23 protein-coding genes and 1 pseudogene are annotated in these 20556 nt (G+C 50.9%); 14 read left to right on the top strand and 10 right to left on the bottom strand.

Annotation, left to right across the window (positions count from 1 at the left end):
- Nucleotides 1-32: 32 nt before the first annotated feature.
- The 4 genes from JCM25354_RS12210 to JCM25354_RS12225 all read right to left on the bottom strand — a co-directional run bounded on the left by JCM25354_RS12210 (nt 33) and on the right by JCM25354_RS12225 (nt 2501).
- The gene (locus JCM25354_RS12210; protein ID WP_025886214.1) at nt 33-662 is read right to left on the bottom strand and encodes a TetR family transcriptional regulator; all 630 of its coding nucleotides are present in this window, start codon (nt 660-662) and stop codon (nt 33-35) included.
- 98 nt (nt 663-760) lie between these two features.
- Nucleotides 761-1555, bottom strand: a complete 795-nt coding sequence (proC, locus tag JCM25354_RS12215; protein WP_025886215.1) for a pyrroline-5-carboxylate reductase — start codon at nt 1553-1555, stop codon at nt 761-763.
- On the bottom strand, nt 1552-2058 hold the full coding sequence (locus tag JCM25354_RS12220) for a type III secretion system chaperone family protein (RefSeq protein WP_025886216.1): 507 nt from the start codon (nt 2056-2058) through the stop codon (nt 1552-1554). Before JCM25354_RS12220 ends, proC begins: the two co-directional genes overlap by 4 nt.
- Before the next feature lie 158 nt (nt 2059-2216).
- Nucleotides 2217-2501, bottom strand: coding sequence for an accessory factor UbiK family protein (locus JCM25354_RS12225; RefSeq protein ID WP_025886217.1), 285 nt, complete (start codon nt 2499-2501; stop codon nt 2217-2219).
- Between the two features lie 208 nt (nt 2502-2709).
- On the opposite strand from JCM25354_RS12225, the gene rfaD reads away from it, so the two are divergent.
- Genes rfaD through JCM25354_RS23535 form a run of 5 tightly spaced genes read left to right on the top strand, consistent with a single transcriptional unit; the run spans nt 2710 to nt 6243 of the window.
- Nucleotides 2710-3690 carry an ADP-glyceromanno-heptose 6-epimerase gene (gene rfaD / locus JCM25354_RS12230; protein WP_025886218.1) on the top strand — a complete coding sequence of 327 codons (981 nt, stop codon included), beginning with the start codon at nt 2710-2712 and terminating at the stop codon, nt 3688-3690.
- Between the two features lie 8 nt (nt 3691-3698).
- Nucleotides 3699-4532 carry a prolipoprotein diacylglyceryl transferase gene (gene lgt, locus JCM25354_RS12235; protein ID WP_035447701.1) on the top strand — a complete coding sequence of 278 codons (834 nt, stop codon included), beginning with the start codon at nt 3699-3701 and terminating at the stop codon, nt 4530-4532.
- Nucleotides 4525-5322 (top strand): peptidoglycan editing factor PgeF, encoded by a 798-nt coding sequence (pgeF, locus tag JCM25354_RS12240; RefSeq protein WP_025886220.1) that lies wholly within the window; start codon nt 4525-4527, stop codon nt 5320-5322. The genes lgt and pgeF overlap by 8 nt, the downstream gene beginning before the upstream one ends.
- Entirely contained in the window at nt 5319-5870 is a 552-nt protein-coding gene (locus tag JCM25354_RS23530; protein ID WP_369345780.1) for a hypothetical protein, read from the top strand. The genes pgeF and JCM25354_RS23530 overlap by 4 nt, the downstream gene beginning before the upstream one ends.
- 7 nt (nt 5871-5877) lie before the next feature.
- On the top strand, nt 5878-6243 hold the full coding sequence (locus tag JCM25354_RS23535; protein ID WP_369345781.1) for a hypothetical protein: 366 nt from the start codon (nt 5878-5880) through the stop codon (nt 6241-6243).
- An 8-nt stretch (nt 6244-6251) separates the two neighbouring features.
- Here the strand turns inward: JCM25354_RS23535 and JCM25354_RS21145 are convergent, their stop codons facing one another.
- Both JCM25354_RS21145 and JCM25354_RS23540 read right to left on the bottom strand, forming a co-directional pair.
- Nucleotides 6252-6473 carry a hypothetical protein gene (locus tag JCM25354_RS21145; RefSeq protein WP_025886221.1) on the bottom strand — a complete coding sequence of 74 codons (222 nt, stop codon included), beginning with the start codon at nt 6471-6473 and terminating at the stop codon, nt 6252-6254.
- Nucleotides 6427-6720 (bottom strand): glycosyltransferase 61 family protein, encoded by a 294-nt coding sequence (locus tag JCM25354_RS23540; protein ID WP_369345782.1) that lies wholly within the window; start codon nt 6718-6720, stop codon nt 6427-6429. Before JCM25354_RS23540 ends, JCM25354_RS21145 begins: the two co-directional genes overlap by 47 nt.
- An 845-nt stretch (nt 6721-7565) precedes the next feature.
- Here JCM25354_RS23540 and JCM25354_RS18755 point away from each other — a divergent pair.
- From JCM25354_RS18755 to JCM25354_RS12285, 6 genes are all read left to right on the top strand, one after another.
- On the top strand, nt 7566-8711 hold the full coding sequence (locus JCM25354_RS18755; protein ID WP_051537398.1) for a hypothetical protein: 1146 nt from the start codon (nt 7566-7568) through the stop codon (nt 8709-8711).
- A gap of 27 nt (nt 8712-8738) precedes the next feature.
- On the top strand, nt 8739-9386 hold the full coding sequence (locus JCM25354_RS12270) for an ABC transporter ATP-binding protein (protein WP_025886223.1): 648 nt from the start codon (nt 8739-8741) through the stop codon (nt 9384-9386).
- 106 nt (nt 9387-9492) lie between these two features.
- The gene (locus JCM25354_RS18760; protein ID WP_456303686.1) at nt 9493-10530 is read left to right on the top strand and encodes a hypothetical protein; all 1038 of its coding nucleotides are present in this window, start codon (nt 9493-9495) and stop codon (nt 10528-10530) included.
- Nucleotides 10527-10967, top strand: coding sequence for a hypothetical protein (locus tag JCM25354_RS23840; protein WP_456303687.1), 441 nt, complete (start codon nt 10527-10529; stop codon nt 10965-10967). The genes JCM25354_RS18760 and JCM25354_RS23840 overlap by 4 nt, the downstream gene beginning before the upstream one ends.
- 793 nt (nt 10968-11760) lie before the next feature.
- A complete protein-coding gene (locus tag JCM25354_RS23545) occupies nt 11761-12195 on the top strand; it encodes a hypothetical protein (protein ID WP_369345783.1) in 435 nt (144 codons plus the stop codon).
- Nucleotides 12196-12674: 479 nt separating this feature from the next.
- The gene (locus JCM25354_RS12285; protein WP_025886225.1) at nt 12675-14102 is read left to right on the top strand and encodes a mannose-1-phosphate guanylyltransferase/mannose-6-phosphate isomerase; all 1428 of its coding nucleotides are present in this window, start codon (nt 12675-12677) and stop codon (nt 14100-14102) included.
- Between the two features lie 201 nt (nt 14103-14303).
- Here the strand turns inward: JCM25354_RS12285 and JCM25354_RS20800 are convergent, their stop codons facing one another.
- From JCM25354_RS20800 to JCM25354_RS21155, 4 genes and pseudogenes are all read right to left on the bottom strand, one after another.
- The gene (locus JCM25354_RS20800; protein ID WP_243444057.1) at nt 14304-15482 is read right to left on the bottom strand and encodes a glycosyltransferase family 4 protein; all 1179 of its coding nucleotides are present in this window, start codon (nt 15480-15482) and stop codon (nt 14304-14306) included.
- A gap of 95 nt (nt 15483-15577) precedes the next feature.
- A pseudogene (locus JCM25354_RS18770) lies at nt 15578-16815 on the bottom strand (capsule biosynthesis protein).
- A gap of 158 nt (nt 16816-16973) precedes the next feature.
- Entirely contained in the window at nt 16974-17585 is a 612-nt protein-coding gene (locus JCM25354_RS21150) for a capsular polysaccharide export protein, LipB/KpsS family (RefSeq protein WP_159103497.1), read from the bottom strand.
- Between the two features lie 41 nt (nt 17586-17626).
- On the bottom strand, nt 17627-18745 hold the full coding sequence (locus tag JCM25354_RS21155; RefSeq protein ID WP_148301512.1) for a capsular polysaccharide export protein, LipB/KpsS family: 1119 nt from the start codon (nt 18743-18745) through the stop codon (nt 17627-17629).
- A gap of 247 nt (nt 18746-18992) precedes the next feature.
- On the opposite strand from JCM25354_RS21155, the gene JCM25354_RS20300 reads away from it, so the two are divergent.
- From JCM25354_RS20300 to JCM25354_RS20310, 3 genes are all read left to right on the top strand, one after another.
- Entirely contained in the window at nt 18993-19565 is a 573-nt protein-coding gene (locus tag JCM25354_RS20300) for a hypothetical protein (RefSeq protein WP_025886227.1), read from the top strand.
- 287 nt (nt 19566-19852) lie between these two features.
- Nucleotides 19853-20113: an alkaline phosphatase family protein gene (locus JCM25354_RS20305; protein WP_148301513.1), complete on the top strand. Its 261-nt coding sequence runs from the start codon at nt 19853-19855 to the stop codon at nt 20111-20113.
- A complete protein-coding gene (locus JCM25354_RS20310; RefSeq protein WP_025886229.1) occupies nt 20110-20529 on the top strand; it encodes a sulfatase-like hydrolase/transferase in 420 nt (139 codons plus the stop codon). The genes JCM25354_RS20305 and JCM25354_RS20310 overlap by 4 nt, the downstream gene beginning before the upstream one ends.
- Nucleotides 20530-20556 lie beyond the last annotated feature (27 nt).

The raw sequence follows: 20556 nt of genomic DNA on the forward strand, positions 1-20556 counted from the left end.
TTTTAATCTGCCTCTCGGCAGACGTAAAGCCATTATGTTTCGAGTTCGAGTGAATGATCGGCGATCCCTGTATTGCGGGTCGCTTCTTCCATCAGGTGATCCGGTGAAGGCTTGAGCACGCCGAACCGTTCTGCCTTGTCCAGGGCCTGATCCAGACCTGCCATGGTCTGTGAGAGGTCCGGGCTCTCATCCTTCTCCCAGGCACGCAGGGCAAATCCCCAGACGCCTACGAGTCCGTTCAGACGAAGCATTCCACTGAACCCGCTACGGTCGATACCGCCCAGATCAGCCATCCAGCGCATCGTATCGAATGTTGCAGCACTCAGGACGACGGCAAGACCAGGTTCAGCGGGCAGTGCCTGAAGCACAGCGCGAATACCTTCACGATATTGCTGGAAGACGTCGAAACGCCGCATGAAAAGGTCAAAAACACGTTCACGTACAGAACCGCTTAATCCGTCATCCCGGAAAGCCGATTCGTCTGCGAGCCGACCAAGGCGTAAAAGCAGGCTGTGACGGAAAGGAAAGCGGGCGCGTACCTCATCGACCGTGAGACCGGCCCGATGTGCGGCTTCTACCAGCGAGAAGCGATGCCAGCCCTTTTCGGCAGCGAGTGAGAAACCCGCTTCCATAAGTGCGAGATCAAACTCTTCGCGATCGATATCCGTCATAAACCTGTCCCTAGTCTTTCAGTCTCCAATCATACTCCATGGAAACGTCATGACAATCGAATGACAGGTTCATGGGGAGTGTTTTCGTGTCAGGAAGCCATTTCTTTTGCGCGAGCCATTGCCTGATCGACAGCTTTGGTCATGGCTGAAGGCCATGCGTCCGGTGCCATGAGGACATCAAGAGCCTTGGCTGTTACCCCGTTGGGGCTTGTCACATTTTTGCGCAATGTAGCGCTCTCTTCATCCGAGGCGGCAATCAGTGCTCCTGCACCGGCAACTGTGCCCCGTGCGATAAGTCGCGCCGTTTCAGGCGGAAGACCCACACGCAGTGCTTCTTTCTCCAGGAGTTCAGCCAGGAGAAAGACATACGCTGGACCACAGCCGGAAATTGGCGTCAGGGCTTCGAGCTGGGCTTCACTTTCGACCCAGGCGACATCGCCGACGGCGGAGAGCAGGTCGGTGCAGAGTGTACGTTCCTCTTCGTCGAGATCCTGGCTGACAACACCGGTAACGCCCTTGCCTATTGCAGCAGGCGTGTTGGGCATTGCGCGTACGATCTTTGCGCGCGCGCCGTCGCAGGCAGCCCGCAGACTCTCTATTGTGCGCGCGGCGAGCATCGAAATGACGATGGTGCTATCCAGAAACGGATGCAGGGAGGCAAGTGCCTCTTCCATGCCGGCGGGCTTGACCGCGAGGATGATGATATCAGGCCTGAAGCCGGAAGGGATCTCGCTTGCTGTCCGGGCCAGATGATGAGGCTGCGGTGGTGCAGCGCAGCTACGATCGAGAATGACGGAAGGGGCAAGACCCTGTTCGAGCCAGCCCTGCCAGAGCGAGCCGCCCATCTTGCCGCAACCGACGAGCAGGAGAGAAGGCAGGCTCATGCTTCACCTACACAGTCGAGCATGGCGGCTTCGAGGGCTTCGGTAGGCGTCTTGCCGCTCCAGAGGGTGAACTGGAAGGCGGGGTAGAACCGCTCGCATTCCGTGATGGCAATATCAATCATGTCTTCCATGCTTTCAGCGGCAAGGCTGGTCGCACCGCGCAGCAGAACCGAGTGCCGGAAGACCGGTGTGCCGGTCTCGAGATCAAGACTGAAATGACCGATCCAGAGCCGTTCGTTGGCGAGCGCGATGAGTTCGTAGAGGGCCTTGCGGCGATTGGCGGGAGCCCGCAGGTCAAAAGTGCAGGTGAAATTCATGGCAGCAATTTCGCGAGACCATGAAAAATAGAGGCCATAATCACACCATTTGCCCGGTGCCTCTGCCGCCATTTCCGAATCGGTACGGCGGTCGAAAGCCCAGTCATGACCGCAGACAATCTGCTCCATGACGTCGAGCGGGTTGGTATCCTGATGCGAAGAGGAGGAGACGGATAGAGCAGGCATTCGGGACTCCCTGGGCCGGTGATGCGCCGCACGAGGCAAGGCGCATCAGGATGTCTGCAACGCTATGAAAATCTGCGGAATCTGAGCCGCGAATCGTCATATCATGTCACGTTACGGATGCCCGGCCCCGGTTGCAAGGACACAAACATCCGCAAGCCTCAACTATGCGATGGCGGGGCGGTAACGGCTTTCTCGAGATCGGCCAGACGCTCCTCGATCTGGGCGAGGCGGATATCGGCATCTTCCTGTGCCATACGGGCCCGTGTCGCAAGCTCGCGTGCAATATCGAGCTCGTCACGTCGCACCAGATCGAGAGATGAGAGGACCTCGTCGATACGTGCGCGCACCATGGCGTGAAGCTCCTCACGCAGTCCTGTCAGGGCTGAAAACGCGCCTCCGGCGGCGCCTGCGAGATCATCGAAGAAACGGGGACGGTCTACCATGGCGGTTTCCTTGCTATCCTGACATCCGGTCTGGCGACCGGGAGGTTTATGAGGCCCCCGTGCCTTCAGCCAAGGCCAAGCTTGGCCCTGGCTGACTCTCACCTTGAGCCGACAGCAACGCGAAACGACCCGGTCGGGATGCTCGCGCCATGTTTTTCTGCGGCTGGTGTGGCTTGGAGGTTGCCTTGCGGCGTCTTATACAGATTTCATGATGATCGTCACCGGCGGCGCCGGATTTATTGGTTCGTGCCTGGTTGCAGCGCTCAAGGCGCGGGGCGAGGCTGTTGCGGTTGTGGATCGCCTGCGTGACCAGGGGAAATGGCGTAATCTCGCCAAGCATCCGCCTGACCTGCTGATCGACCCGGACGCACTTGATACGTTTCTTGCGAATTCGGCCGATATTCAGGCTGTCTTTCATATGGGGGCCATCAGCAGCACAACAGCGCGCGATGGCGATCTGGTCTGGCGTACCAATGTCGATCTGTCCGAGACCCTGCTTGAATGGTGCGCCGTACGTGACGTTCCGTTCTTTTATGCCTCTTCGGCGGCAACCTATGGCGCGGCTGACAGGCCAGAACTCTTTTCCGATGCGCCCGAGTCTTTGCCTGCATTGAAGCCGATGAATCTTTATGGTTGGTCGAAGCACGTCTTTGACCAGCATCTTGCTGCCCGGCTTCAGTCTGGTGGTCTGATGCCGCGCCAGTGGGCAGGGCTCAAATTCTTCAACGTCTATGGTCCTAACGAGTATCACAAGGGATCGATGATCTCTGTGGTGAAGGTAAAATACGACGAGGTCATGCGGGGTGCGCCAGCGAGGCTCTTCCGCTCGGACAGGCCAGATCTGGAGGATGGCGCGCAGGCGCGCGATTTCATCTGGGTGGGTGATCTGATCGAGATCATGCTCTGGCTCTATGACCATCCCGATGTGAGCGGGCTGTTCAATTGCGGGACGGGCACGGCCAGAACCTATGTCGATCTTGCCAATGCGGTCTGCGACGCGGCGGGCGTACCGCGCCGCATCGAGTTTATCGACATGCCCGATGCCCTGCGAGGTCAGTACCAATCCTATACCTGCGCCGATATGACCCGATTGCGCGAGGCCGGTTATGACCGCCCTTTCACCTCGCTTGAAGAGGGCATCACGCGCTATGTGAGAGATTATCTCGCGACACCAGACCCTTATCAGTAAAGTTTCCCATGCAAGCCCACCTGATCATCCTGCCCCAGTTCGATCCGATAGCCTTTCGTCTGGGGCCGCTGGCCGTACACTGGTATGCGCTGGCTTATATCCTCTCGATCCTGATCGGCTGGAAAATCGCCGTTCGGCTTTGCGGTCTGGCGCCCAGAGCGGCGACACGCGAGCAAGTGGATGATTTCGCTTTCTGGGCCATGCTTGGCGTCGTTCTCGGGGGGCGTCTGGGTTATATTCTGTTCTACAAGCCCGGTTTTTACCTTACCCATCCTCTTGCTATTGTTCAGGTATGGCAGGGGGGCATGTCGTTTCATGGCGGGGCTCTGGGTGTCATTCTGGCGCTTGCCTGGTTTACCTGGCGCAACAAGCTGAATTTTCTTTCTTTCTCCGATCGTATCACCATCGTTGTCCCGCTTGGCCTCGGGCTTGGACGTTGTGCGAATTTCATCAATGGCGAATTATGGGGGCGTCCGGCACCGGAGTGGCTGCCCTGGGCCATGGTGTTCCCAACAGGAGGACCAGTCGCCCGTCATCCGTCGCAACTGTATGAGGCGCTTGCTGAAGGTGTCCTTCTGCTCTGTGTGATGCTGGTTGCCGCGAGCCGCCCCTGGGTGCGCATGCGCTACGGGTTTCTCTCGGGCCTGTTCCTGTTCGGTTATGCGCTGGCACGCAGTTTCTGCGAACTGTTTCGTGAACCAGATGCATTTATCGGTTTCTTGCCCTTCGGCGTGACGATGGGGCAGGTACTGTGCATCCCGATGGCGCTGGCGGGACTGTGGCTCATGGCTTTTGGCATGCGTCATCCGCATGCCGCTAATGGAGAAAAAGCCTATGTCTGATCATATGCCACGCGGCTGGGCGCTTCAGGCTGATTCTCTGGCTTATATGCGCCATGGGTTCTTTACGCGTCTTGGGGGTGTTTCCCCTGCGCCGTTCAACTCGCTCAATTGTTCCCTGGCTTCAGCTGACCGTCCTGAAAATATTGCCGAAAATCGTGGGCGGGTAGCCCGGTTTCTGGGCGTGGATTCGTCATTTCTTCTTGGTCTGACGCAGATCCACTCTGCTGATGTCGTAACGCTCACATCAAGGACGCCGCTTTGGCAAACGGGCCGTGGCCCTGCTGCTGATGCACTTGTCAGCAACCGTGACGATGTGGCTCTCGGCGTCATTACCGCTGATTGTGGTCCTGTTCTTTTTGCCAGTCTGGATGGTCAGATTGTGGGGGCCGCCCATGCCGGCTGGCGTGGGGCTGTTGGTGGGGTACTCGAAGCGACGCTTTCAGCTATGACAGCACTGGGGGCCGGGGACGTGGTGGCCTGTGTCGGTCCCTGTATCCGCCAGGAAAGCTACGAGGTTGGTGCCGAGATGCGCGAAGCCGTGCTCGATTCCTCCCCCGAGGCAGGACATTTCTTTATCCCTGCGCCGCGTGATGGGCATTATCTGTTCGATATGCCCGGTTATTGTCTTCACAGATTGCGTCGTGCCGGTCTGCACCATGTTTCGACGATCGGGCTGGATACGTGCGCTGATACACGGAGGTTTTTCAGCCATCGCCGTCGTACACAGGCTGGCGGGGGAGCGATCGGGCACCAGATTTCCGCTATTCGGGCTGGAGTACGTCAGCGATGAATTGTCTGAAAGCGGCTTTCAGCGTGTTTGGTGGCATGATCCTGCTGAGCGGATGTGTCGATATGCCTCATCCTTTTGGCGATCCGGGGCCAGAAGGGCGCCGTCTGGCGCTTACGACTCCGCCGCCTCGTCTGGCGGTACCGACGCCTCCCGATTCATTGCTCGACAACACGGCATCGGCATTCTGGGCCAGAGAGGTTGCAACCCAGCTGGTTGATCAGGCGCTGCCCGCTGTTGCACAACCGGCAAAGACGGGTGATTGGTGGCTCAGGCTTTCAGCTACCATGCAAGGTAATGAGGTTACGCCCCATTATATTGTGATGATGCCTAATGGTGAAGCGCGTGGTCACTGGGATGCGGCCCCGATTCCAGCTTCCGTCTGGGCACAGGGACAAAAACCCGTTCTCACGTCGCTGGCTGCTGCTTCAGCGCCCCAGATCAGTGCGGTTCTGACAGGCATCCAGGCCGCCATGATGCAGGCCGATCCCCACAGTCTCAAGCGTCGCCCGGCCAAGGTATATTTCAAAGGGGTCAGGGGCCCCGGGTGATGGTAATGTGTCTCTGGCCCGGGCTTTTGTAGCAAGTTTTCCCGACCAGCATGACAAGCTGCAGAATACGGCCAAAGACGCAGATTACAGCGTTGAGGGAGTTGTGACCTTGAGCGATGGTCCTGCTGGCACAACCGGTCATCCGGTCCAGCATATCGAGATTGCCTGGCGCACGGTAGCTGCCGATGGCAAGGAGGCCGGGGCAGCTACCCAGCTCCATGATATTGAAGCTCATTCGCTCGATGGCCCCTGGGGGGATGTGGCTATGGTGGCAGCTTCCGAGGCTGCCGGTGGGGTGCATCAGATTATCACCAATTATTCCGGACGCGACCACAAGCCTTTGCCGCCAGAGACCGCTGCCATAAAAAAATAGGAAGATGATCAGGAGAGGTGACGTACAACCCTGATGATCTTGGCAGCAAGGTCCTGAGGGTTGGAGATCTGGTAACGGTGCGTGGTCTCGCATTCCATCGTGAGAAAAGAAGCGACATTGAGATAAACCGCCCTGTTGCCAGCGACGTCATCAATCATGCGCTGCGTACCAAAAATATAATCATCATGGTTGAGAATAATGACAATTTTTTTCTTGGAAAAACGCGGCATTCATGAAGGCAGAGCCTGAAAATCCGATGAATATTCTATGGTCACGCCAGAGACTGAGCTGATCTTCAAGAGGAAGGCGTTCAGGGTGCAAGATTTCTACACCGAATTTTGACAGTATTTCTGTCATCTCTTCTTCCCCGTCATAGCGTCGCGTCCCTGAATGCATCTGGCTGCGCGAGAGGAAGAGGGGGCGTGGATCTGAACTAGCCTGCTTTGACCCCAGAATTTTTCGCCCGAGATCACGCATGAATGTGCCCCAAACTTTATAGCAATGGGCGTTTTCGATAAAGGCGGGTTCGGGGATGGTGATGTTTCTGAGATAGGTATTCTCAGAAGGGCGAATGATTTTATCACTTTCAATTTTTAGGCAGTTAAGAATCTTGCGATAAAGCCGTTCCTCTCACCAAGGCCATTATAATTGGGCGCGATGTATCCTGCATAGCGTCGCTTGTGAAAGGAAAGATACCAGAGTCGTTGAAGGGTACTCGTCAGAAAGTGTCCGAAATGATCGTGGAAATATCCGAGCCAGAAGCAATCCGTAGGTCCTTCATTTGGAAGAAAATCAAGGGGGATTATGCGTGGCGCGTAGACATGATAATTGAAAACACCAGCCTCGTTTTCACCAGAACAATATGTAGAATTCTCTATCAGGATGCCACTTGGCGTATACGCCGAATTGTGTCGAAGAATAACGACCTCATGGCATGCAGCAGAGGGTTTCTCTTGAAGCACAAATGATCGTCCAAATGTATTTTGGCAAAGATCCTGATGCAGGTCCTTCATGAAAAATGTTCCTATAGAAAGGACTTATAATAGAAACAATATATAATCTTTAGATGCGCTGTATTTAGAAATATTCATAAATTATCGTGAGCAGCTGTTGTGCTGACCGATCTCTGGCACTGACATTGCGGTGTGTCAGGCAACATCAGGTTATCAGTTGTTGTCTGGCTGACGGAGATTGCTCTCTTTTGTGATGTCTGACTGAAGGCTGTGTGAGCGACCATCGCACGTGTCTCATCTTTCTTAATGCCCCAATTTCGTGTTGGCATTGGAGTTGCTTCAGGGACGAGATTCGGGCAAATCGATACGATGGATAATCTGCCGCGCGTTCAAAATCACACTATCAATCGCTCTGGTGGCCTAGCTGGGCGGATCTCGGCGTTGGTAAGACGTCAAAAGGGTTTCTTTGGGTTTGTCGTTCTTCCCACTTTCGCCTCAGCAATTTATTTTATTGTATTTGCCTCGCCTCAATATGTTTCTGAAGCGCAATTCATTGTGCAGGGCCAACATAACCAGTCGAGCACGATGCTTGCTGGGTTGCTCGAAGCGTCAGGTGGCGCAAGTGCAAGCGAAGATACCTATGCGGTACAGGATTATCTTACTTCTCGGGATGCTGCCGAATTACTGTTACGAACGGAGAATTTGAGGGCAGCATACAGCAATCCTGTTGGGGATGCTCTGGCCCGGTTTCCTAATTTCTATTCTGGCCATACTTTCGAGCATTTTTATTGGTATTATCGTCGGCATGTAATCGCTGAACTTGATACGACCACTGGTGTCTCGACTCTTCGGGTAAGAACCTTTGATCCCCGTGATTCTCAAAGAATTGCATCAGCATTAGTGGCTGCTGCCGAAAATCTGATCAACAAGCTTAACGACAGGCAGCGTGAAAACACGATCGCAGCCTCAACAAGAGAACTGGAAACGTCTCTTCAGAAACTCAATGCAGTCAACAAAAAGATTGATGCATACCGAGACGAGATAGCGATGATCAATCCTAATCTCCAGTCTCAGCCTGTTCTTAAAGATATAGCCTCTCTGCAAAGCACAGTAATTGCTTCGCGCGTACAATTGGCTCAATTGAGGAAATCCACCCCTCATAGCCCCTTAATTGAAGTATATAGACGGCGGCTTAATGCTCTTGAAGCTGAGATTTCTCATGTTGAAACGAGAATTACGGGATCTGATACGTCTTTCGTGCCTAAAATCAGTGGTTATGAAAACCTGGTCTTCCAGCGCACTCTTCTCGAGAAAGAGGTTGCTGCGGCTGATGCGGGCGTTGCTACGGCCAAGTTGCAGGCAGCTCGGCAGCTTTTGTATTTGAACGAAATTTCGCTCCCCCAATCTTCCAGACTACCCCATCTATCCAAAGGTGATTGCGGATATCGCTACCGTTTTTGTAACAACCATGGGAATTTATCTTATGGCGATGCTGCTTATCAGCGGTGCGCGTGAACATAAACTGGTTTGAATTCAATCATCATGCTGCAATGTTTTGATCTGACCAAAGAGTACCCATCTTCAACGGGCAGGCGTCGCGTTCTTGATAGGGTTAATTTTCGTCTCGAGAGAGGCCAGAAACTTGGTATTCTTGGGCGGAACGGTGCAGGAAAATCGACCCTCATTCGTATGATTGGTGGCGTGGAACCGATTACAAGCGGCCATATTGAACAAACCATGTCGGTCTCATGGCCTCTGGCATTTGGTGGTGCATTCCAAGGTAGTCTAAGCGGCCTAGATAATCTGCGTTTCATTTGCCGTATATATAGACTGGACTACGCTCATACGCGTGCTTATGTGGATGACTTCGCCGAGCTCGGTGCGCAGCTTGCAGAGCCTGTCAAAACATATTCGTCCGGTATGAGAGCGAGATTGGCATTTGCTCTATCTATTGTAATAGAATTTGACTGTTACCTAATTGACGAAGTGATTATGGTTGGAGATTCGAGATTTCATCAAAAGTGCAATGAAGAATTGTTTGTAAAACGCCATGACCGCGCAATGATACTTGTATCCCATGATATGATCTTTATGAAAGATACTTGTGATAGTGCTGCCATTATATCGAATGGTAAATTCATGGAATACTCTGACATTGATGAGGCCATAAAAACCTACGAGCATCTTTAATATTGCTATCAATATAAATAATTACACTACGGAAATTTGAAAATGAATTAAAATATAAATAGATAATATTATTGTATCTGACATATAAAAAAGTGAGGAGATCTTCATGAAAATCGATGACTGGATGATAAAATCGGGCGTATCGTTTGGTACCAGTGGTGCCAGAGGATTGGTAACGGCAATGACCGATGCCGTATGTTTTGCTTATACTGTTGGCTATCTGAAACATCTGACTGAGCTTGGGGAGTTTTTCCCGGGTTGTGCCGTCGCAATAGCTGGAGATCTTCGGCCTAGTACGCCTCGAATTATGAAGGCTTGTGTTGCAGCAATTCTTTATATGAAAGGGGACGCGGTCATGTGCGGGCAGGTTCCTACCCCCGCGCTTTGTCTCTATGCTTTTGCACAAGGTATTCCATCCCTGATGGTCACTGGGAGCCATATCCCATCTGACAGAAATGGGATCAAGTATAACCGCGCGCGCGGTGAGTTTCTGAAGACAGACGAAGAAGGGATGCGCCATCAGGATGTTGAACTTCCTGATGGGTGGTTCGATGCCAACGGCGCCATGATTGTTGACAAAAGTCCGTCGCAACATGTCGATGTCATTCCAAAATATACTGAACGATACAAAGATTTTTTCGGATCAGAGGCTTTGTCTGGCCTTAGGTTGGGTGTTTATCAGCATTCTTCCGTTGGACGCGATGTTTTGCTGGATATCGTGAAAGCACTTGGTGCTGAAGCGATTGCTCTGGGACGCTCAGAGAGTTTCATTCCAGTAGATACCGAGGCTGTACGTCCCGAGGATGCTGTGCTTGCCCAGAATTGGGCTGTAGAACATGGCTTGGATGCTATTCTTACGATGGATGGTGATTCCGACCGTCCTCTTCTAGCTGACGAAAGCGGCAAGTGGCTTCGAGGAGATATACTAGGCATTTTGACTGCCCGGTTTCTTGGAGCCCGTAGTGTCACAACTCCAGTCAGCAGCAATACGGCTCTGGAGAAAGCCGGGTTTGCTCAGGAAATCTACCGCACCCGTATCGGATCGCCATTTGTAGTCAAGGCAATGACCGATGCTGTTGGAACGGGTATTATACCTCGGTGGGCTATGAAGCGAATGGGGGCTTTCTACTCGCGAGCGATGTGATCTATGAGGGTCGCAGTCTGTCGCCCTTGCCGACACGTGACGCCATGCTACCCATGCTTTCCACTCTTGTGGCGGCGCGTCAGTCAAACCAGACACTTGCCGCATTGACCAGATCGCTACCGCCACGTTTTACGCTTAGTAATCGACTGGTGGAAATGCCGACGGCCAGAAGTCAGGAGAAAATCGACCTCCTGCGTCGTGCTCCTGAGGAGGAGGCAAAGGTTTTGGGGTTAGTTGCTGTCTGTGGCGGCGGCTTGTCTCATATGGACGAAACAGACGGCGTGCGTATGACGTTTGCGAGTGAAGAAATCATTCATCTTCGTCCGTCGGGAAATGCTCCTGAGCTTCGTGTCTATGTAGAAGCGGATACTCAATCCCGGGCCGAAGAGTTGCTTGCCGTCGCCATGAATGCGGTGGCGTGTTGGCGGACAAACTAGATTGAGAGGAGGAGCCGATCTGGTTTTCGTAATCGGCTATTCAACGATAGATGGATTTTTGTTCGTTTGACAATTTGACTATATAGGCACTCCGTCCGGGACGGATTGTGCCTTTCGGTCCCTTTATCGGCGCCTGTCCACATCTCTTGAGTGATCTAGAGATCTTAAAGAGGAAAATCAGAAAGAATGGTTTTCGATCAATGCAACTGACCCAGAACGAATTGTTCGATTCAGCTGTGAGGAATAAGTTGTAGATTCGCTCATCTAGGGAATCTTGCTTTCTTTAGATCTTTCAGACGGTTGGCCTAGAAGATGATATTTGGATTTTTCGTAGCGTTGCTTGGCGTTATGCATGAGAAGATTAAATTTTTCCTATTCAGCGTACATGATTATCCCGTAGTAAAAGAAGCAAGTATCCTCAGAAAGCATTGCCAAACGATATGAAATCATCAAGTCTGTTATCTCTGTTCTCGCTGCAGTTTCGTGTGATTGGAGCACTAATGCTCAGAGAATTACATACACGCTTTGGCCGTCATGGTTTGGGATTTCTCTGGTTTATTGGAGAACCGATTTTGTTTTGTGCAGGCGTAGCCATTGTATGGAGCGCCATACGTCCGGCTCATGAACATGGCTTGCCGACAACAGCTATTGTGATTACCGGATACGTTCCACTGACTCTATGGCGACATTGCATGGGCCGCGCTGTCCTGGCGTTTGAAGCAACGGTAGCCTCTTGTTTCATAGGCAGGTTACCCCGCTGGATATCATAATTGCGAGATCTATTCTGGAGATCATGGGAGCCCTAGCTGCTGGTGTTCTGGTTACAGTAAGTGCTATCATCTTGGGCTTTATGAAGCCACCAGAATCTTATGGAATACTTTATGCTGGACTTATATTTCAATCCATATTCGGCATGGCGACAGCACTAATAGTTGCACCACTAACTCAAAGAAGTGAGTTGTTGGAAAAATCAGTGTCAGTATTGGGATATTTATCGCTTCCATTATCAGGAGCGTTTATGATGGTGGATTGGATACCCCAAAAATATCGATGGATACTGATGGCGTCTCCTAGTGTTGAAAGTGTTGAGATGATCAGGGCTGGACAATTCGGTTATGTCGCTCATGCGCATTATGACATCATCTACACAATATGGATTAATTTCTTTCTAATATTAATTGGGTTATCTCTGACATTGCGAGTTCGAAAATATATCTATATTCAGTAAATAATATTTTCACATATGCTGGATGTTGCCAAATTATCCAAAAATCCTATCATGGATTGTTAACCAATTGGTTAACCCAATTATAAAGTGTTGTATTTATCAAAATTCCGTAATTTAGCATTAAAATTGTATTTTACCTGTTAATAACGTATTAAATTGAAGGATTTATTTTTACAAACTCTATAAACACAAATAGAGTTATAAATTTTTATTTTCTATCTTGTTTTATCTCTATCATTATAATAATTATTATTTGTAATACTTTAAAAATAAACTGTAAATATTATCTCCTCTCGTGGGCTTGAGGCGTAAGAATAATTGTGCTCATTCGTACACGGGTGCTAGCGGTTGCGGCCTTGATTTGGCCAAAGTCTTGCCTTGAGGTGACAATGCCGAGCATTTTGACTAGACTACCCTCAGCTCAGCAAAAGGCTATACTTCATATAGCTCTTATTGGCGTTACTAAGGATTTATCCAATATGTCTGATTTTACGTCAGTTGTCCCGGTCATCCTGTCTGGTGGTTCAGGTAGCCGCTTATGGCCTGTTTCACGTCGCAGTTTCCCCAAGCAGTTCTGGCCTTTGCTTTCTGATAAGACGTTGTTGCAGGAAACAGCTGTTCGTGGAATCGGAAGTGGCTTGGCTGCCCCTGTGGTCGTCTGTAATGCCGATCATCGCTTTATTATTTCGGAACAGTTGAGAGAAACCGAAGTCAGGAATGCCAAGGTCATTCTGGAGCCGGTCGGGCGTAATTCTGCTCCAGCCATTGCCGCTGCGGCGTTCATAACTGCGGAGACCAATCCAGATGCTATTTTGTGGATCATGGCAGCTGATGCGGCGATTCGTAATGAAGATCTCATGCAAGAGGCATTGCACTCGGCGGTAGCTGCTGCATCTGAGGGCTATATTGTTACATTCGGCATTCATCCAACCAAGCCGGAAACTGGCTATGGATATATCGAACAGGGTGCTGAGCTCGAGAATGTCAAGAAAGTTTATCACGTTTCCAAATTTATCGAGAAACCAACCTCTGAACGTGCTGTAGAGCTTGTTCAGAACAATCGGTTCTCCTGGAACTCCGGTATGTTTGTCGCACGTGCAAGCATTATTTTGCAGGAGATTCAGCAACATGCCCCAGAGGTTTATGCAGCTGTCAGCGAAGCTGTGGCAAAGAGGGAGACGGATCAGGATTTTATCCGGCTGGATTCGGAGAGTTTTGCAAAATCTCCGGATATTTCTATCGATTATGCTGTTGCAGAACACACAACATTGGCTGCTGTTGTACCGTCGAAATTCGAGTGGTCTGATGTAGGAAGCTGGGATGCTCTTTGGGATTTGTCACCCAAGGACAGCGACGGTAATGTGACCTATGGCGACGTTTTTCTTGATGGGGCACAGAACTGTTATGTGCGGTCAGATGGTGTCGTTGCTACTGTTGCTGGTGTCGAGGATCTGATTGTCGTGGTGACTGAGGATGCGGTTATGGTGTCGCATCGTGATCGGGCGCAGGATGTAAAGAAAATGGTCGAGCGCTTGACGGCTGCAGGACGACCAGAAGCAATCAATCACAACCGTATGTACCGCCCTTGGGGCTTCTACGAGAGCCTCATCCATGGTGATCGTTTTCAGGTCAAACGCATTCATGTTGATCCGGGCCATAAATTGTCTTTGCAAAAGCACTTCCATCGAGCAGAGCATTGGGTTGTCGTTGCGGGAACAGCTCTTGTAACACGTGACGATGACGAAATAATGGTTCGCGAGAATGAAAGTATTTATCTGCCGTTGGGTGCTGTTCACCGTTTGGAAAATCCAGGTAAAATCCCCCTCACGTTGATCGAAGTTCAGTCAGGTCCTTATCTTGGCGAAGATGATATTGTCAGAATAGAAGATATTTATGACAGGTCGTAACTGATATCATAAGTAGACGTTAAGGTATTTCTTTGAGTTAATAAAAACCTCTATTCTGAAGAAATTTCGGAAAGAGGTTTTTACCGTAAAATAATCAGACTATATTTTCAGATTTATGAATAAGTGATTGCGTATGCTTTGTTATATCTAAGTGGGTTTATTCTATGTGTCTTTTGTCGATTGTGCCCAATTAGTTTGATATTAGTCTGATCTGGTTTGTCTGTTGGTAGCCAAGTTTTCGATCTGAGTGAGGGCTTCACTGATACTTTGGTCCCAGTGAAGACCTGGTCTCGGATTAGCCCGGTTGGGTGCTCGGGCTTCATCGTTCGTCATTTGCGAGAATTCTTCAATCCGCCGCATCCACCCCATTCCGTCAAGGGGATTGATGTAATGCGCGGTATCACCTCCTATTTCCCGAAATACTGGTATATCCGAGCAAATAACAGGAGTGCCTAGGGCTAAGGCTTCAGCCAGGGGTAGACCAAACCCTTCAGTAAAAGACGGAAAGAGCAGGGCACGTGCGCCACGTAGCAATCTAACCACATCTGCATCAGGCAGAGCGTTATGTTCTTCAACTACATCTTGCAGAGCCGGACATCTTTCAAGCATATCGAGCGCTTGTTCGTTTTCCCAGCCGCGTTTACCGACGATGACGAGTTTGGGTGCATTTGCACCATGAATTTCAACTAAATATCGCCATATATTGAGCAACAGTAGATGGTTTTTTCGAGCTTCAATGGTGCTGAGGAATACAAAGTAAGGTTTTTCGCCTAATTCACATATCGTGGAGGTAGTGAGATTATCAATACTCATTGCTTGGAGGTGTACACCATGAGGTATTACCCAGATGGGAGTTTTTGTTTTATTTTTTCTTAGAAAATAATCTTGAAGAGAATTTTTAACAGATTTTGATGGCGTCAGGACAGCATCCGCGAAACGTACAACAGTGGCTATACGGCGCAAATGGTAGTCTTGCTCTCGTGGTCTAGAATATTCAGGATACTCAAGAGGGATCAGATCATGCACCATTGGTACAAATAAAGTATCTTTGTGCCGTGATAACGCGGCATAAATGGCAGAGGGTCTGGTAAGATGATGATGAGATAGTAAAAGATATATATTTAACTGATTTTTTTTTAATAGTTCGGATCTGTTTCGATCTAAACGAGGAACTAGAATGCTACTCCGAAGGCGGAAAGCAAGTTTCTTCAGTCGTACAGAGTTATTTTCCCCTAAATCCCAAGACCTTCCCAGTTCCGTAATGAAACTGGCTGCCATGGAAAAGGATATGGGAGCGAACCGACCAAGTGGATGCATTGCAGCAAATTCCAATCTCTCCGACGCTGAAGCCAGCAGATATCGGGCATACTCGAATTCCACGCGATCTATACCGGTGGGTACTAGGGCTCCTGCTCGCGACAATAATCTTGAGATATCGAGTGTAAAAAACGGTTTCTCAGACGGATCGGAAGACTTCATAAAGATAACTTACGCTCGGCTGGAATAATATCGTCGAGTTGTGTCGGGTTTCGGGCCAGAGTGCTGCGAAGTGCTTCCCGACGAAGCATTTCAGCGCGCGAGGCAGCTGCGAAATCGCGTGGACTGTGGTTTGTGAGTCGTTCCATGGCGCTCTGAACCAGTTTTTCCAGTCCTTTAGAAGAAAAGAATCCTCCCGGGATCAGACAACGTTCGATTAATACGCGCCGGAATGCGGCAAAGATCGTCGCATCAGGCTGTCCTGGGTCGCTCCAGAACTCCGCGAGTTCCCCTTGAAACGTTATGCCCGGGATACTGTAAACAGCATCCCCCAGCGTGATCACTGGCTTCCCTTCAGCCAGTGCCAGTGTCCCGGTTGTACTGTTGATTGTAATGACACCTTCGGCTTTCTGAACAAGCTCTGCAATATCGCCGGTTTCAAAATACTCCACACGATCGGCCACTCCGTAGGCAGCTGCCTGTAGGGCTACTTCATAGCGCCAGCTACGAACATTGTTATCAAGCGGATGCTCTTTGATCGCAAGGTGCAATCCATGGGGTGCGTGTTCAGCAAATGAGGCAATAACCGTGCGTATGGCCTCAGCCATACCGCTGAAACGTGAGTGCAGGCGAACCTGAGCATCCGCATCGAGTTGAAGCGGGAAAAGCATGAAAGGGATTTGCGATTCACACAGTTTCGCAAAAGTCGTAGCCGTGCGTGCTGCCCGTTCTTTTCTGGCGATTAGTTTACGTAACCATCCCATCCCTTCAGTCAGAGGATGCCACGGCCGATAATTGTCCCAATGACGGTAATGCCAGCGTGAGAGCAGATCTGCAGTGTTATAGGCAATGCCTGAAGCGCACGCGTTTTGAATGATGAGGGTACCGGGCGATGCTCGGGCGCTGGCGGAAGATCCCGTGCGCAGTTTACGTAGAAATCCGGGTCTCTGGGTAGAGTTGAATTGCCGTTTACCCCTCCCAGCTCAAGCGTCACCCAGTCAGGACGAATATACCCTTCTTCGAAAACATGTACGGGGATATGCAGACGCGCGCAGACGGCAATGGCAGCGCTATGCAAGGGGCGGCAGTCGCCAAACAGAACGACGTCGGTGATTTCCCGAAATGCGATGATCCTTGCAAGGGCGTCGGGCCATTCGTCAGGGCGTCCCGTAAAATCAATGGCATTGGGCAATCGCCAGGTCAGCCGGTCTCCACCATTGAAATTGACTTTCCACACGCCGTATCCGTTCTGCCGCAAGCTTCGCCGATCATCCGGAAAAAGGGCCCCATCAGCCCTTGCAGAAGCAGAACATTGCGCTGAGCTTGCGCTGGAGGTGACGTTGTCATTTCTTGACCAGATATTTCCGTTACATTCAAAATATTACCGGAGTTCACTCAAAATCCTCGATCTGGCGAGAGTCGTCGGCATATGTTTTGGATCCCTCTCCTGAGCGTCCTTATGCATATTCCCTGATAACGCCTCAAACGCATCAATGGGCTTGGGCGCCATAATTCAGTCATTGCAAACCGCGAAACAAGTACCTCAGGTCCACATGGCAGTCGTGTCAGAGGATCAATATAGCGTGGGTATAGCAGCAATGTGGCAGCGGCAAGCTGCTCTATCGTCAGGATGCGGTTGCGTCGAATGACGGGTGTACGATCCTGGGTGAGGCCCCATCCAGCATAGAAGGGCTGGCCATAGGTCGTTACCGACTTACCTCGCATCAGGGCTTCGAACCCGGTAAGAGACGTCAAGGTATGCACCTCGTCCACAGCATCCAGAAGGGGGGCCATTCCACCTTCACGGCAAATCCGGTCAGCCAGTGTTAACACGACATCATCCGGGATTGCCCCAGCTCGATGCCCGGCATCGACATCTGGATGTGGCCGGTAGACGACGAACGCTTCAGGTTCTGATGCGCGTACACGGCGTAGAAGCTCAAGATTTCCGCCCTGACCGCCACCCCCTAACAGAACCGAAAGATCATCAGCAACCTGGCCAGGCACGAGTATGACCCGTTTTCCAGCTGGTGCTCCGAGCTCAGGGATTATTCCACCACGCGCGTATTTGGAGACACCCTGCTAATTACGCGATCCATGAGACGCCGTACTCTTGCCTGCAGGTCCGTCCCTAGGGGATGGGAACTCAGAAGTATCTCCAGGTCACTGGGTTTTGCCGGATCATAATAGATACCCGCACGATCCACGATGATCGAAGCCGGAGGCAACATACCGCTTCCCAGACCCGCCGAGCGAATAAAGCCATCCTCGACACGGTATAGCACCGTACCTGTTTTATGGGCGCAGCGCTCCAGTTGCCGGGGCATTCTGGTTGACCATACAGCGATGCCACCAGCATGTCGTCGGGCAAGCGCGATTGCGGCTTTTGCTCCGCGGCGAAAGAATGGCCTAGGGCGGTGTTCGTCGGCAGTAGCAAAAAAATCGGCAATACGATCCCGTTTCCACCAAGCCATGCCTGCACAGACGGTTACGCTGCGATTCCGGCGCATGATGTCACGCCATTCAATCAGCAATCCAACGGCCTCATTGGCCTGGATGATTTCACCTGTGAATGGAGATCGATAACATGTGGCGTTAATAACCAGAGCGGCAGCTTTGCCCCGGGCATCGCCGTCAGCAGCACCAGGCCATATCATTGCCTCATCAAGGCACCATAGAGACAACCCGGCAAGGCTCCCTAGAGCTGGCAATGCCTCTGTAACATCAAAGCAGGTAATAATTTCCTGTCCATTCTCGATGATCGACCACGGATTGACGTCAGAGCAGGTGACAAAGCCTCCATCCGAGATCGCACGCTCGCGCAGTGAATGCCAGTGCCACGCGTTATTCGGGAGAACAAGCGTCAGGTCAGCTGCCTCGCGCGCTTCTCGGGCGACTTCCCATAACCGGGTAGCTTTCCGGGGGTCTGCGGGAGCACATATGATTGACCTGCGCGAGACGGCAATGTCAGGAGCCCAGAACAAACCCCCTATATTTTCCCGGAGCATCAAGTGTATGGCAGGGTCTGTTGAGGCGTCAGGAATGAAAGGCTCTATTGCCGACCAGGCAAGACGAACTTTACCGAGCTCAGGGATGTGTCTGACAAATGGCGGTATTTTCAATAATACAGGAGCCAGATTCCCGGTCAACGCTGATCCAATATTCAACAGGTCAGATCCTGTCTAAAATACGAGTTGTCATGTTTCAAGGAAGAGCGCCCGCTCACAGATCGTTGTCTAGCCATGCACATGTGACGCTTGTCAGGTGTGAGCAGACCTGTCAACAGGCTCCCGCTTCGCCTGAATTTATATAACAGATTGAGCCGGACCGTATCCATGTCTTCCTGACCAGAGCTGTAAGCAGGCATAACGATTTTGAAGGCAGGATCCTGATGGTAACAATGGATGATAATTTGTGACTATATTATTCCCTGTAGCGATATTTTCAGTTATTTCAATAGCGACATGCATTGACTCTCTGGCTCAGCCTTCCAAGCCGAAGAAAGCCTCAAACGATACATGGCATTGTCGTTTTGCTGCATTGCCGTTTCGATTGCTGCCCATCATGCTTATCTTTGCAGGTGCCGAAATCCTGACTGGCCGGTGTATCTACGCTGCTGTTCTCACCGTAGTCGCCGTCAGCCTTTTGGTCTGGGGGTCGAACCTGAAGCGTGATTTGCTTGGTGAGCCTCTGCTTTTCAGCGACGCTGCGGTTATCAAAGCGTGTTTTCAACACCCTCGCTTTTATGTAAATGCATTGGCTCTTCCCGCCAGAATAGCTGTGTTATTCGGAATCTTCGTAATCTGTTTCGCGGTAATCAGTCTGCTTGCCTTTGACCTATGTCACCTGAGCAGTGTGAACCGTTCCGCCCTGCTGGAGCGTGGACTGGGTGTGGCGCTTGCCTCTGCAAGTTTGTATCTGCTGATGGCCGTGGCGCGTACCAGACTGCCTGCCCGTCTCATGCCGAGGCTGATTGTGACGAGGTAATTCCAAAATTCGGTCTTCTGGCGACGACAATACTCTGCTGGTTGCGGTGGCGAGAGGACAGACAAAAACCACTACCGCCCCACCATCTCCTGCATTCTGGGGAGACTTGTGATATAGTTAATACAAAAGCGCCGATCGTTATCGTTATACAATGTGAGTCATTTTCAGACCTTGAGGAATTACGACCGGGTGAAAACTGGAACTGTTTTTTACCTGTTTTATCCAAAGCACGTCTTGAAGCACGACAATATGGTCAGCTGCATGTGTCGGGGTTCGGGGCGTATACAATGCGTACCGAATATGGGGTACTTTTTGGCCATGATGAGGAAGCTTTGGGCTTTAGGCGTTTTGACCCTTATCTCAGTGCGCACTGGCAGTGCCAGGATGCCTTGCCAGCCAGATTATCGCAACTTTATGAGCATCGTCTTTTTATCCATCCACATGATCTGGAGTTTTATGGACGGCGTCGCCTGATGCCAGTGAGTGGCTTTAACGAGATGCAGGGAGATGAAAAGTTTACGATTGCCCAAAAAATGGGCCACATTTGAGTGATGCCGCACTTGGTGAACGAATCATCTCTGTGATCAATGAGGCTGCGAAGAATAATAAAAGTACATTCGTCTTTGCCGTTACTATAGAAAATCATGGACCTTGGCCTGAGGGACTAACTGGCTACCTCAGGCATCTCAGGCATGGCGATGCTTTGCTAGGTCAGGTGAGCAGATGTCTGGAACAGACAGGTCATCCTGCCGTGTTGGCTTTCTATGGGGATCATCGTCCTTCCATCCCGAATATGGTTCTGCCTGGAGGGGCTATGCATACGCCTTATTTGATACAGGAGTTCGGAATGGATTCCCCGTCTTGTGGACTAGAGAAAGATCTGACACCAGCTATGTTGCATCATGAAATTTATAAGATGGCTTTGAAAGTCTCATACGAAAATTCACAATATAAAACCTTTTAAAACAATTACTTACTTTAAGATAACATA

It is taken from the genome of Asaia prunellae JCM 25354 (assembly GCF_000613885.1).
Lineage (GTDB): Bacteria > Pseudomonadota > Alphaproteobacteria > Acetobacterales > Acetobacteraceae > Asaia > Asaia prunellae.

Bases quoted from the DNA above. Each gene is read 5' to 3' on its own strand.
- JCM25354_RS12270 (WP_025886223.1), top strand. From the start codon at position 8,739: ATGCTGCAATGTTTTGATCTGACCAAAGAGTACCCATCTTCAACGGGC.
- JCM25354_RS23530 (WP_369345780.1), top strand. From the start codon at position 5,319: ATGAATTGTCTGAAAGCGGCTTTCAGCGTGTTTGGTGGCATGATCCTG.
- JCM25354_RS23540 (WP_369345782.1), bottom strand. From the start codon at position 6,720: ATGCGTGATCTCGGGCGAAAAATTCTGGGGTCAAAGCAGGCTAGTTCA.
- JCM25354_RS18760 (WP_456303686.1), top strand. From the start codon at position 9,493: ATGAAAATCGATGACTGGATGATAAAATCGGGCGTATCGTTTGGTACC.
- JCM25354_RS21145 (WP_025886221.1), bottom strand. From the start codon at position 6,473: ATGCCGCGTTTTTCCAAGAAAAAAATTGTCATTATTCTCAACCATGAT.
- pgeF (WP_025886220.1), top strand. From the start codon at position 4,525: ATGTCTGATCATATGCCACGCGGCTGGGCGCTTCAGGCTGATTCTCTG.
- JCM25354_RS20305 (WP_148301513.1), top strand. From the start codon at position 19,853: ATGCGTACCGAATATGGGGTACTTTTTGGCCATGATGAGGAAGCTTTG.
- proC (WP_025886215.1), bottom strand. From the start codon at position 1,555: ATGAGCCTGCCTTCTCTCCTGCTCGTCGGTTGCGGCAAGATGGGCGGC.
- rfaD (WP_025886218.1), top strand. From the start codon at position 2,710: ATGATGATCGTCACCGGCGGCGCCGGATTTATTGGTTCGTGCCTGGTT.
- JCM25354_RS12225 (WP_025886217.1), bottom strand. From the start codon at position 2,501: ATGGTAGACCGTCCCCGTTTCTTCGATGATCTCGCAGGCGCCGCCGGA.
- JCM25354_RS12285 (WP_025886225.1), top strand. From the start codon at position 12,675: ATGTCTGATTTTACGTCAGTTGTCCCGGTCATCCTGTCTGGTGGTTCA.
- JCM25354_RS18755 (WP_051537398.1), top strand. From the start codon at position 7,566: ATGGATAATCTGCCGCGCGTTCAAAATCACACTATCAATCGCTCTGGT.
- lgt (WP_035447701.1), top strand. From the start codon at position 3,699: ATGCAAGCCCACCTGATCATCCTGCCCCAGTTCGATCCGATAGCCTTT.
- JCM25354_RS12220 (WP_025886216.1), bottom strand. From the start codon at position 2,058: ATGCCTGCTCTATCCGTCTCCTCCTCTTCGCATCAGGATACCAACCCG.
- JCM25354_RS23545 (WP_369345783.1), top strand. From the start codon at position 11,761: ATGGGAGCCCTAGCTGCTGGTGTTCTGGTTACAGTAAGTGCTATCATC.